We start from the raw sequence: 12,187 nt of genomic DNA, 5'->3' as shown, positions 1-12,187 counted from the left end.
CGGTTTGAGGGCTTTGTAGCATCCAGACACAGTGGTAAATTGCTGCCATCACCCAAGGAGCAAGCTCATGAATAAGGGAAGTATCTTCGCTGCACTCGTCATTCTGGCTACTCCCTCCATCGCCAGCGCTACTGCTGAATCCAGCTCTATGCCTATGAGCTTTGAGAAGTGCCAAGCTACCCAGGCCAACACCATTGCGCAACTTAATGTTCCGTCAGGCGACATTGTTCAGATAGTCAACACCAGTTCAATGACCATGACGAGGATCTATGTTGACGATGGCAGCGTCCTGATTACGTGTAGTGCGCCTGATAACAAGATGGTTATAACCAAGTCATCCGAAGGGCGCTGATCTAACGAGGAGAAAGAATGCACATTTTGATTGGTGTAATCCTCGTTTTGCTTTTCCCCTTTCTTCTGGCCATTGTGGCCGGTGCATGGGTAAGCTATTGGGTTGTGCTGGCTTGCTCCATCCTGGCCTACGGAGCATTTTTGGCGTTGCGTCATGCGATTAGGCGCTATTGGAGTATTGCTGCTGACATCCAGTCCGCTGCGGTTGAGCAGTCGCGAGCTGATAAGAAAGAATCATTCGTTGAATCCACTTCCTGCCTTACTGGTAATGGTCAGAGCAATCCCTTTGAGGGAAATTCAAACCCATCCAAGGTTGCTCGCCGTCTAACGGCTTGCGGTGCGTGTGGAGAAGGTATCGAGAGGTACAGTATCTACTGCCCTAAGTGTGGAAAGGACCCAAGGATCAAAAGTTAACCTACAAAACCCGCCATTAGCGGGTTTTTTTACGTCTGGAGAAAGGCATGGTCCAGGAGTCCCGCCTCGCGATAGTCATCGACTCGCGGAACGCAAAGCAGCAGGTCGATCAGCTCAGGACTGGCCTGGGTCGTCTTCAAGGGGCTGGTGACGATGCAGCAGAAAGCACAAAAGGGGTAGGTGATGCCGCGCGAGCAGTTGGCAGTGCGTTAGCTGCTCTCGGAGTGGGCGCGGTAACCAGGGAGGTTCTTCGCCTAACTGACTCGTTCAAGTCCATGCAGGGCTCGCTGGCCTTGGTCAGCACCTCGACGACGAACGCCAATGAGTCTTTCCAAAAGCTGCTGGCGATGGCCAACAACACCGGCAGCTCGCTGGAGTCGACGGTGTCGCTGTACACCAGACTGGCTAACGCCACGCGCGGCGCAGGATTCACCCAGGAGCAGCTGCTAAACGTCACGGACGCGCTCAACAAGGCGTTCGTGATCTCTGGCGCGACGATGCAAGAGGCTTCGAACGCTGCTATTCAGCTGTCTCAGGGGCTGGCATCTGGCACTCTGCGCGGCGAAGAGCTGAACTCTGTGATGGAGCAGGGCCCGCGCATTACCAGGGCCTTAGCGGAGTACCTGGGCGTCACCAACGGCCAGATCCGGCAGATGGCAGCAGAAGGCAAGATCACATCCGATGTGGTCACCAATGCCCTACTGCAATCGCTTTCTTCGCTGAACAGCGAGCTCGACAAGATGCCGCGCCGCTTCGAGCAGGCGTCTGTCGCGCTGAAAAACAACTTCCTGGCCGCTATTGGACAGATCAACGTAGATCCGGTTGTTAGCTCGGTAGACGCCCTTGCCAGCTCCCTCGCAAAGCCAGAAGTGGTTATGGGCATTCAGAGCATCGCGAATGCGCTCGGCAGCCTTGTTGCTGTCGGCGGTGATGGGCTGAAGACCGTTGCAGAAAACACTGACGTGCTGATGGCAATCACCGGCGCTTATGCTGCCAAGGTTGGCGTTGGCCTCGTTGCGTCGCTCGCTGCGGCAACCAAAGCAAGGTACGCAGACCTTGCGGCCACTCAGCAACAAGTAGTTGCCGATAAACAGGCCGAAGTGGCTTCGACCGCTGCAACTGCCCAGGCTACCCGGAAGGCAGTGGCTGACGAGGCTGCTGCGGTTGCTGCTACTCAGCGATCTCTTGCCGAAACGGCAGCGGCTCGCGCGGCTCAGGCCAACACCATTGCCCAACTTCAAGCCGTCCAGCAGCAGCTTGCGGCCGATCGTGCGCTTGAAACACAGCGACTGCAGGCCCAGATCAACGATGTTGGGCGCCAGCAGTCGCTAGGCCGTCTTGCAGAAATACGCAGGTCAGAGGCGGCCATCACTCTGCAGCAGGCAGCGGCAGAGCGAGCGCTCAGCCAGGCTGCCGGCCAAGAGGTGATCATCCAAGGTCAGCTCGCAGCTAGCCACGCCAGGCTTACCACTCTTCGGGAGGCTGATGCAGTCGCAGTAACGGCTCAAAACGCGGCTCAAGTTAGCCTGAACACCTCGCAGTCTCTTGGCGCTCGTGCTTCAGCTGGCTTGATGGCTCTTGCTGGCGGTCCTATTGGGTTGGTAACTACCGCGCTTACACTGGCCGCCGGGGCCGCAATTTACTTCGCGTCGAGCACAGACAGTGCAACTCAGTCTCTGATCGACCAGAACCTGACGCTTGACGATTCGATCTCCAAGTTCAAGCAGCTCAGCGCTGAGCAGCAGCGCTTCCAATCTGCCAAATGGATGGAGGCTCAAAGGGATGCTACCAGGGACGCCAGCAGTGCTCTCAACGAGTATTTCACCAGGGCGTTCGACGGCCTGAACTCTCTGGGTGCCAGCGGAGTGGAGTCGGCGGACACCTTCAAGCGGATGTTTGAAGAGGTCAGGAACGGACAGCGCTCACTTGACTCACTGACAGGATGGCTCACCAGTAACACCCGGATTTCCAGCGTGTACCGTGACGAACTGGTCAAGATCGGCGCCGAGTACTCGGCCAGCAGCCAGAAGGCTGACGACTACGCTCGCCTGCTTGACCGCAGCAAGACCGCAACTGATGGCGCTGCCAGCTCTGCAAAGTCCCTGGCGAGCGCGCAGCAGGCCTCGGCTGCGGCAGTCGGTGGTGGTGAGCAGGCGTGGGATAAGTACATTTCCCAGCTTACGCAGACCCGCGACCTGATTGGCGCAAACACCGCCCAAGAGGCGGCATATACGGCTGCGAAGGCCGGCTTCAACAGCCAGCAGGTCGAATATGCTCGCCTGATCGGCGAACAGACAGATCTCCTCAAGAAGTACGAGGAGGCCGTCAAGGATGGCAAGAAGCAAGACCAGGAACGGCTGCGCGTTCAGCTGACGGCATCAATCACCGCGTCCGAAGCCATCAAGACTCAAATGGAGAGCCAGGAACGCTCCATGAAGACCATGGCCGAGAACGCCGAGTCGAGCGCCAAACGCCAAGTTGATGCGATTCAAACCGTTATCGACCAGACGGTTCGGTATGCGAAGGGTCTTTCGCTGGTAGAGAAATACGAGCGCAAGCAGAATCTGCAAGGGGCAAGCCTGCTGACCTTCGGCCAGTCCCAGCCTGCCGCGCAGCCGAAGTCGCTGCCGAAAACCAAGACGGTTGCCGAGATGGTTCAGGATGTACTGGATCAGATTGACGGCAATACCACGACGAAGTCCGGAAATGCAGGGTCGCCGCAAGGACAGAAGGGTCTTTCGAGCAAGCTGAACGAAGCTCAGACCGCTTTCGACAACCTGTACGAGGCGGCCCAGCCGGCCAAGTTCGCCCTGCAAGAGTACGTCGAGCGCCAATCCCAGCTGGAGCTTCTGCTGTCGAAAGGGAAGATCACCCAGCAGCAGTACAACGAGGCGCTGGCTAAGTCTTCGTCGATGTATGCCGAGGTTGTACAGGGTCAGGATGAGCACCTTGCCCGACTAAAGCAGATCAACGACCAGTATGTGAAGGGTCAAAGCCTAGCAGAGCTCTACGCTCAGAAAGCGGCAGCAACTGGAATCCAGGGGCCGGCTGGTAACATTGCCAGGGCAGGCATTGACTCATCGATCAAGGGTCAGATCTTTAGCGGAAAGCCGAATACCTCTGTGATTTCGGCAGAGGTCGGCGGGCCTAGCTCAGAACTGACACGCATGACTGAGGAGAATGCTCAGCTTCAGGCGTGGTACGACCAGCGGATAGCGATGTACCAGCAGTACCGCGAACTTGAGGTGGAGAATGCTGCTCAATATGACGAGACAATTCGTCAGCTCGAGCAACAGCGTGCCGCCGACACCATGAGGAACGAGCAGGCAATGAGCATGGCTAGAATCGCCATCGCTCAGGACATGTTCAGCGACCTGACCAGTGTTGTTGGGACGTTTGCTGGCGAGCAGTCTTCAGCCTACAAGGCGATGTTTGCTGTCTCGAAGGCCGTGGCAATCGCTCAGGCCTTGATCAATGCCCCGAAAACAGCGAGTGATGCCTACTCAGCAATGGCTGGCATCCCAATTGTCGGACCTGCGCTCGGCATTGCGGCCGCAGGCGCTGCCCTCACTGCGCAGATGGCCCAGGTTGCATCGATTCGCTCTGTTAGCCTCCCGGGCTTCGCCACTGGCGGTTACGTCTCCGGCGCCGGCACCGGCACCTCCGACAGCATCATGGCCAGGCTCAGCGACGGCGAGTTCGTGGTGAATGCCGCGGCGACCAAGCGCAACCGGGCGCTACTGGAGGCGATCAACTCGAATGAGCGGGTATCGGTGGCTGGTGGGTCGACCCGGGCCGTCTCGACGTCGCCAAGCAGTAACCCGGCCGTAGCTGCTGCCGCGCCCCAGCCTAACGTCACAGTAAACCTGATCGAAGACCGGTCCCGCGCCGGCACCGTTGATCAGCGCACCGGAGACGACGGCCAGCTGCAGATAGACGCCTTCGTGGCTGACATCTGGGGCGGCGGTGAGCGGGCTCAGGCTATCGAAGCGGCCTACGGCCTGTCGCGTAACCCAACGTAAGGAAATCCCATGACCACCGAAACTGACGAGGCCGAGACCGGGCCGGGAGCGACTGCGCCCGGTCCAGAGCCCGCTCAGCCCGACGAGAAAGAGCTTCTGCTGCAACGGCGACTTGCCCGCATCGAGGAAGCGCTGGGCCTCAGCCCTCTCACCTAAAACGAACCTCAGCTGAGGAATGGCAATGATTCAATACCCGGCAGAATTGCCACTTCCTCTGCAGGAGGGGTATGGCCTGAGCACGGTCGACCCGATGCGGGCTACGCCGATGGTCACCGGGCGTTCGCGGTATCGACGGGTAACCAGCAATCCTCCGACCTCTGCTCAGTTCACATTCAACTTCAGCCAGGAAGAGGCTGCGCTGTTCGAGGGTTGGTATACGTGGGCTCTGAACCTTGGCGTCGAGTGGTTCGAGATGCCGCTTCAGACCCCGCTGGGCATGCAGGTGCACTTGGTCCATTTCAAGGGCATCCCCTCCGGCGGGGAACTGGCTCAGATCAAGCGCTGGCGGTTCTCTGCCCGCTTGGAGTTCAAGAAACGGCCGGTCTACACCGAGGACCAGTACCTCGGCGCCTACCTTGGCATGCCGCTCGACCAGTTCAACGCCGGCCTGCAATCCATCCTTGAGAAATGGCATACGGATTACTTCGGATGAGCCTGATAGAAGAGTGCTACGCCTCGGGGCGCGGGGAGCTGGTGGATACGATCGAGGCGCGGAAGGAGGGCGGTACGGTCTCGCACTGCTACTGCGCTGGCTGGGAAGATCGAGTATGCACCACTGAGGACGGTCGCACGTTGACCTTCATCGCTATGGCGATGGACCTAGGCCTACCGAAGAGCGACAACAGTGCGTTCCAGAACATTGTGCTCGGGATGGATAACGTCACTGGAGAGGTGCAGGAAGTAGTTGAGGAGGCAAAGGACGACGACGAGCGCTTCGTCATCACCATCCGGCGCTATCTCGCCGAAGATCTTTCGTTCCCGCAAGAGCGATATCGGATGACCCTGCTCAGCCGGGAGTATGAAGACGGCATCGCCAAGCTGACTTGCGGATTTATGGATCTACTCAATACCAACGGCATGCGTGAGTTCCTCACCGCGACAAAAGCCCCTGGCCTGAAGTACCTCTAACCATGATCGAGAAATTCATGCGCGCCCCGTATCGCGAGGGTGCACGGGGGCCTATTGCCTTCGATTGCTGGGGGCTGTGCATCGCGGTGCGCCATGAGGTGTTCGGCCTGCCGCTGCTGCCCAGCCTCGGCGCCGTGGGCAAGAACAATCTCAGGGCCAACACCGAGGCCTATCACGATCTGCGTCAGGGTATGGAGGTGTGCACCCCGGAGCCTGGCGCCATTGCTGCCGTGTTTCGCGGAGCGCTGTGCCTGCACGTCGGCGTGGTCGTGGAAAGCGAAGGCCGGCTGAAGGTGCTGGACACAAACCCCGGCGGTGCCTGCCTCCGGACAACTGGCGAGTTTGAAGCCGCTCACCCCAAGGTGGTCTATTACCGTGATCGAGTTCTATCCGAACAAGCTGAGTGACACGGCGCCGCTCGGCACCTGGAAGACCGACCGCCGCATGTCGATCGAGGAGTGGTTGAAGTCCCTGGCTCCGTCCTACGAGCGCCGGGAAAGCCCGCCGATCAGCATTGTGCTCAATGATGAGGTGATCGAGCAGCACCTGTGGCACAAGGTGAAGTTCAAGCCGGCTGACCTGCTGCAGATCTACCGCGAGCCGAAGGGTACCGACCCATTTTCCATCACCTTCGCGCTTTTCAAAGGCGCCAAGGCGGTGCTGAAGTCGATCATGCCTAAGATGCCCGGCATGCCATCCAGCGCTGGCACCCAGCAGGGCGATCCCCTGACCGAGGCCAGCGCCAAGGGCAACAAGGTCAAGTTGGGTGACCCGGTGCGCCAGATCGCCGGGCACCAGCGGGTCTATCCGTCGTACCTGACCCAGCCACGCAGGGCACACGTTGCCCCGCGTGACCAGCGCGTGGAAATGCTGCTGTACATCGGCGAAGGCGAGTACGACGTACCGCTGGCCAAGGTCAAGGTTGGCGAAACCCCGCTGATCTCCCTCGGATCCGATGCAACGTTCACGATTTACCCGCCAGGCGCTGATCTGTCGGGCGACCCGGCCCACATCAACTGGTTCAACGTTCCTGAGGTAGGGGCAAGCTCCAGCGGCTCGGCCGGCCTGGAACTGACCATGGCCACCGACCTCACCAGGTCGGCCACGGCTTCGGCGTACCAGTTCGTGGGCGATACGATCAGTGTGCCGGCCGGCTCGGGCCAGTTCCCGGCCGACTGGTCGAATGGCATCATCGTCCGTGTGCTTGCGCCTTACACCTACACGGTGATCGACGGTGGCGCAGGCCGCGACATCATTCGTGGCCCGCTGGAAATGCTGAACCCCACGGCTGGGATGCTCATCGAGGTGGCCGGGGCGAATGCTGGCTTGTATGTCGTGCACAGCTACACACCATACAGCCCAGCAGTGCCGGCCAACCCGGGAACCGCTTCTACGCTCACTGGCTCAGCAGCACCGAGCCGGTATGACTTCGACGTCACGCCACTGAGCTTTAGCCTGGTACGGGGCGCGTCCACCTACCCGGTGACGCTGAACACCGCCACAACCGATCTCGCGGGCCTGGTATCTGCACTGAATACTCAGCTCAGCGGAACTCCATTCCAGGCGCAACAGAGCAGCGGTATGGTGCGGTTCGTTGAGCTAACGCCGTTCGCCGGCCAGGCCATCACGGCCACCGGCGCATCGACCATCCTTGGCTCTTCGCCCGTAGGGTCAACCGGCATGGCAACGACCAGCGCCATTCCCGAGCAGCCAGCGGAAATGACGCTGGACTACGACGGAGGATCTCCGGTGGTAGGCCTGGCGCTCGGGCAGGGCCTGGCCACCATAGGGCCGCGCGGCCTGCGTTACCGGATCACTGCCTACAGCACGAACCTGCTAGAGGTGGAGCGCCTGACCTCGTCCGGATCGACCGACGCCGGCTGGCCCGGCTTCAACGCCATGCAGACCGTGAACGGCCTCATCACGCTGGACGCTTCGAACCTGCAGGGCGGCTACCGTGGGCCATTCGCCTGCTGCCCGGAAAACGAGAAGGTCACCCAGCTGGAGTGGACCGTCACCTACGCCAACGGCCTGGCTGGCATCGGCCGGGAAGGGCAGATTTACGAGATCCCGACCTACTACGTGTTCGAGTACCGCGACATGGACGTGGCCGGTGCCTGGACGCAGCTCCAGTACATGAACGTGGGCGGCTCACTTGATGCCCAAGGCTTCACCGAACGAATCACGCTGCCATACGCAATGCGAGCCGAGGCCCGTGTCCGCAAGCAATATGTTGACCGGCCCGGCCGGATCAACGATGAAGCGCGGGATGACGCCACCTGGACGGACCTGCGCGGGCGGATGCAGAACTCACCCACCAGCTACCCCGGCCTGACGGTGATGACCTGCAACATCCGTGGCGGTGACCGGCTTTCTGCGCAGTCCGAGAGCCAGGTCAGCGCCGAGGCAACCCGCATTCTGCCGCTGATGGAGGGCGGTACCGGGCCAAGCCGCGACATCGTGCCCTGGTGCATTTACCAGCTGAAGCAGCGCGGGTACACGGACGACGATCTGGATCTGCCGGAATGGCAGGCCTTCCACAACACCTGCGTGGCCCGCGGCGACACCTACGACGAGACGCTGGATTCGACGATCACCGTCAAGGACATGATCAACAACGCGCTGGCGTGCGGTTTCGGGGAGCTGGTGACCTTCCGGGGCCTGTTACGCCCGGTTCGAGACAGTGCCCGGGCCGCATTCGACGTGACCTACGGCCCGAAAACGCAGACCTACTCGCCACAGAACATGACCAAGATGCTCAAGATCAGCGGCGCCATGCCGTCGATCAACGACTTCGACGGCGTGGATGTGGAGTTCTTCTCGCGCACCACCTGGGCGTGGGAGACGGTCGAGTGCCGGTGGCCTGGAGACCTGGGCGCCAAGGTCGAGAAGATCAAGATGCCCGGCATCAGCGACAGGACCAGGGCCTGGCGGATTGGTATGCGCCGGCGTGGCCATCAGAAGTTCCGGACCGACATCTACACCTGGGAAACCGAGATGGACGGCAGCAACAGCGGATACCTGAGCTTTGCGGCCGTTGCTGATGACGCGCCAAAGCGGTGCCAGAGCGCGATTCTTCTGGCCTTCGAAGTGACGGGATCGGGAACGCTGCTGACTTCGTCGGAGCCACTGGACTTCAGCGCCGGCGGCGAGCACCGGATCGGTGTGCGCAAGCTGGACGGCACGCTATCCGGGCCTTGGACTGCTACGCAGGTGGACCAGTACACGGTGCGAGTCGACGCGCTCGACTTCACGCCGGAGGTTGATGGCCCGCTTGAGCCACCTCACATCCTGTTCGGTCCCGCCTCGCGCTGGGCCTATCCGGTGCTGGTAACCAGTTCTGCCCCAGCCAACGGCAACACGGCGATGAAGGGCATGCCCTACGACGCCCGGGTTTACACCTACGACGACCAGTTCCCGCCGGCATGACGCCGCAGCAGTTACCAAGCCCGCCCGTGCGGGCTTTTTATTGAGGAAGATTTGATGAGCGGCCAACAGACCATTCAGGAGCTGGACCGGATTGTCGGGACGACGAACGAGCTACTGCTGTCGCCCGAAGTGAAGATGATGGACGTTGGTGGAGGCGTGATGCGCCCGACCAATGCCATGGTGATGACCAACCTAGCCACCCTCCTGGGCGGGGCCATGCCCTATGCCTCTGTCGCCCTTGGCCTAGCTGGGACTGCAGACGGCACCAACTTCAGCGTGCTCTCCAGCGCCCAGGACGAGTACGTCAATGTCTACAGGAACGAGAGGGGCGCGGCGATGTTCGTCGACAGCTACCCAAATGCAAAAGCAACGCAGATGGCCAGTGGGCTAGCCGAAACGGCGTATGGCCTGTCCTACCCTCAGTCTCTTGATGAGGAGTTTCCCTGGGCGATTCTCGATCAGTACTTCCGAGCAATCCTCGCCATCAAGAAGAATGGTGCTGTGCATGCGGTTCTGGACAAGCTGCCAGGCCTTGACCTTCTTGGCGAGTATGCATGGGCCATCACCGATACCAATGGCGTGGTGCTGCTGGGCATCAAGTGGTCTGGCGAGGTCGTGGTTTATGGCCTGAGCACCGGCGCCGTGAGTGCATTTGCTGATGGCCCGATTGGCGGCCAGGATATCTGGGTGCTTGTCGACGGCGTGCCGTACCAGGTCACGTCGAGCGGCGATAACTTCTCGCCGCAGGTGTCCAGCGGCCGGCTCAGCTATATCCGCCGCAGCGGGTCAGTCTCCTCGGTGACAGTCGATGTACCGCTGCCCGGCTCGGTAGCCCCTTTCGTCACCACCTTGCTGCACATCGTCAGCTCCGGCCAGTCACTTTCGATGGGCGCGACTGCCGCGCCAACCACCTTGCAGCCGCCGACTGCGAACCGCCTTCTGACTCTGCAGGACGGGGTGCGGCTGACCAACCAGGACGATACCCTCACGGCAGCCATGGTGGCGCCCTTCAAGCCGCTAGTAGCCAAGACCAACGAAGTGCCGGCCGTTCAGCTGGCCGCGCAGCTCAACCGGACCCGCGGTATCCCGAGTAATGCCGGTTTGTTGGTCAGCTGTCACGGCCGAGGCGGCTACGCGATCGCTGCCTTGAGCAAGGGCACGTTGCCGTATACCAACTCGATCACCGCTGTGACCAACGCCAAGGCTGAGGCCGTTCGTTTGGGGTTGGGTTACCGGGTGCCGTTCGTTGACTGGATTCAGGGTGAGAACGACGCCAACCGGGCCCAGGGGGTTTACCTGGCGGCTCTGTTACAGCTGCAGACCGACTATGACACCGACATTCGTGCAATCAGCGCCCAGCCGCAGACGGTGCCATTGCTGCTCGACCAGATCAGCAACTGGACGATGTACAGCACGGCCACCAGCTTCGTCCCCTTGGAGCAGCTGCAGGCGGCGCTGACCTACCCGACGCGCTTCTATTGCGCCGGGCCCAAGTACTGGCTGCAGACCAATACCGACGGGATTCACCTGGCAGCAGAGAACTCGATGCGCCTTGGCGTCATGCATGAGCGTGCTGCTCAGGCGATCATCGACGGCCACTCTTGGAAGCCAACCCATGCGGTGTCGGCCATCAGGGTTGGCGCCGTGGTGACGCTGCGCTTCCATACCCCATCCGGCCCGCTGGTAATCGACACCGTAAACGTCACCGACCCGGGCAATCTGGGTATCCGTTACGTTGATGACTCCGGCGTGGCCACTATCCAGAGCGTGAAGCTGCTTGGCGATAACACCCTCGAAGTCACGCTGAGTGCAGTCCCCATAGGGGCAAGCCCATACGTTGGCATTGCCGATATCGGCACCGTGGGCGCAGCAGGTGGTCCGGCTACCGGTCCGCGCGCATGCCTGCGCGACAGCAGCACTGACCTCGATGGCTACAGCCAGCCTGTCTACAACTGGGCCTGTCACCAGCGCATCGCTGTAGAGGCCGCATAACTCCAAGCAACAAAGGAAATGAACATGGCTGGACAAATGATCGTTCTACCAGGCGTAACAGCCGCGGCTGGCGCTGGCGCTCCTCGCGTCAATATGAACACCCCAGATACCATCGCGGCCAAGATCTCCACGCTCAAGCACTCTGTTGCCGCCCGTTCGCTCACGGCTGGCGCTGGCGGCGGGGTAGTGGGGCGCTGCCGTGTGACTGGCGCAGCACTTACCCCAAAGGGTAGCCAGGCCGTTAATTTGGTAGTAAGCGAAATTGCAGGGCGCCTGGGGCTCGGCATCAATGGATCAGGCTCTGCCGGTCTCGCGCTTCCGGCTGGAAGTCTCAGCAGTTCGTTCACCCTGGTGGCGGCGGTCAACCTCAATGCCACTGACGCAGCGGGAACGTATCCGATCAATTTCGTCTCTGGGTTCGACCCGTCGGATACCTATATCAGTGCCTTGCTGAGAGCCTACGGCTCAGCCGCGTCCGTCTACCCGAGCAAGATCGGAAGCAACACAGGAACCACTGGGACGTGGTCGTTCGCAAACTCGCCAGCGGCCGGCTGGGCAATTGTTGTCGTGGACTACAGCAACGCAACCCGCACCATGTCGGTAAGCGTGAACCAGGCGTCCACCTTCACCGTAGCGACCATGCCCGCCAGTTACGCGCCTGCGTCCGGCTCCTACATCGAGGTCGGTTATCACATTGACGCATCAAGCATCCGCAACTCGAAGCTGGGCGACCTGTACACCTTCAGTGATTCGCTGCTGAAGACTGACCTGGGCAAGTCCCAGCTGGCTGAACTGATGGCGGCGCTGAAGACCTACTACAGCATTGCCTGATCCCGCCTGACACCAAACAG

Annotated in this window: 10 protein-coding genes; all 10 read left to right on the top strand. The window is 60.7% G+C overall.

The features are described 5' to 3' along the window. The first annotated feature begins 67 nt into the window (after positions 1-67). Genes ACZ889_RS19575 through ACZ889_RS19530 form a run of 10 tightly spaced genes read left to right on the top strand, consistent with a single transcriptional unit; the run spans position 68 to position 12,167 of the window. Complete coding sequence (locus tag ACZ889_RS19575) at positions 68-352, top strand: hypothetical protein (RefSeq protein ID WP_476257716.1); 285 nt, start codon at positions 68-70, stop codon at positions 350-352. 17 nt (positions 353-369) lie between these two features. Further along, a complete protein-coding gene (locus ACZ889_RS19570) occupies positions 370-765 on the top strand; it encodes a hypothetical protein (protein WP_476257715.1) in 396 nt (131 codons plus the stop codon). Between the two features lie 47 nt (positions 766-812). Further along, entirely contained in the window at positions 813-4,787 is a 3,975-nt protein-coding gene (locus tag ACZ889_RS19565) for a tape measure protein (protein WP_476257714.1), read from the top strand. Positions 4,788-4,796: 9 nt separating this feature from the next. Continuing rightward, positions 4,797-4,943 carry a hypothetical protein gene (locus ACZ889_RS19560; protein ID WP_476257713.1) on the top strand — a complete coding sequence of 49 codons (147 nt, stop codon included), beginning with the start codon at positions 4,797-4,799 and terminating at the stop codon, positions 4,941-4,943. A gap of 25 nt (positions 4,944-4,968) precedes the next feature. Beyond that, a complete protein-coding gene (locus ACZ889_RS19555) occupies positions 4,969-5,439 on the top strand; it encodes a transposase (RefSeq protein ID WP_476257712.1) in 471 nt (156 codons plus the stop codon). Continuing rightward, on the top strand, positions 5,436-5,915 hold the full coding sequence (locus ACZ889_RS19550) for a DUF1833 family protein (protein ID WP_476257711.1): 480 nt from the start codon (positions 5,436-5,438) through the stop codon (positions 5,913-5,915). Before ACZ889_RS19555 ends, ACZ889_RS19550 begins: the two co-directional genes overlap by 4 nt. A 2-nt stretch (positions 5,916-5,917) precedes the next feature. Beyond that, the gene (locus ACZ889_RS19545) at positions 5,918-6,322 is read left to right on the top strand and encodes a hypothetical protein (protein ID WP_476257710.1); all 405 of its coding nucleotides are present in this window, start codon (positions 5,918-5,920) and stop codon (positions 6,320-6,322) included. Further along, entirely contained in the window at positions 6,291-9,344 is a 3,054-nt protein-coding gene (locus tag ACZ889_RS19540) for a host specificity factor TipJ family phage tail protein (RefSeq protein ID WP_476257709.1), read from the top strand. The genes ACZ889_RS19545 and ACZ889_RS19540 overlap by 32 nt, the downstream gene beginning before the upstream one ends. Before the next feature lie 54 nt (positions 9,345-9,398). Beyond that, positions 9,399-11,336, top strand: coding sequence for a hypothetical protein (locus ACZ889_RS19535; protein ID WP_476257708.1), 1,938 nt, complete (start codon positions 9,399-9,401; stop codon positions 11,334-11,336). A 24-nt stretch (positions 11,337-11,360) separates the two neighbouring features. After that, on the top strand, positions 11,361-12,167 hold the full coding sequence (locus ACZ889_RS19530; protein ID WP_476257707.1) for a carbohydrate-binding protein: 807 nt from the start codon (positions 11,361-11,363) through the stop codon (positions 12,165-12,167). The last annotated feature ends 20 nt before the right edge of the window (positions 12,168-12,187 follow it).

The organism is Pseudomonas sp. TE3895, assembly GCF_056278855.1.
Note: the sequence above shows the minus strand (reverse complement) of the source record. Positions and strands in the feature narration are given on the sequence as shown.

Bases quoted from the DNA above. Each gene is read 5' to 3' on its own strand.
- ACZ889_RS19575 (WP_476257716.1), top strand. From the start codon at position 68: ATGAATAAGGGAAGTATCTTCGCTGCACTCGTCATTCTGGCTACTCCC.
- ACZ889_RS19570 (WP_476257715.1), top strand. From the start codon at position 370: ATGCACATTTTGATTGGTGTAATCCTCGTTTTGCTTTTCCCCTTTCTT.
- ACZ889_RS19565 (WP_476257714.1), top strand. From the start codon at position 813: ATGGTCCAGGAGTCCCGCCTCGCGATAGTCATCGACTCGCGGAACGCA.
- ACZ889_RS19560 (WP_476257713.1), top strand. From the start codon at position 4,797: ATGACCACCGAAACTGACGAGGCCGAGACCGGGCCGGGAGCGACTGCG.
- ACZ889_RS19555 (WP_476257712.1), top strand. From the start codon at position 4,969: ATGATTCAATACCCGGCAGAATTGCCACTTCCTCTGCAGGAGGGGTAT.
- ACZ889_RS19550 (WP_476257711.1), top strand. From the start codon at position 5,436: ATGAGCCTGATAGAAGAGTGCTACGCCTCGGGGCGCGGGGAGCTGGTG.
- ACZ889_RS19545 (WP_476257710.1), top strand. From the start codon at position 5,918: ATGATCGAGAAATTCATGCGCGCCCCGTATCGCGAGGGTGCACGGGGG.
- ACZ889_RS19535 (WP_476257708.1), top strand. From the start codon at position 9,399: ATGAGCGGCCAACAGACCATTCAGGAGCTGGACCGGATTGTCGGGACG.
- ACZ889_RS19530 (WP_476257707.1), top strand. From the start codon at position 11,361: ATGGCTGGACAAATGATCGTTCTACCAGGCGTAACAGCCGCGGCTGGC.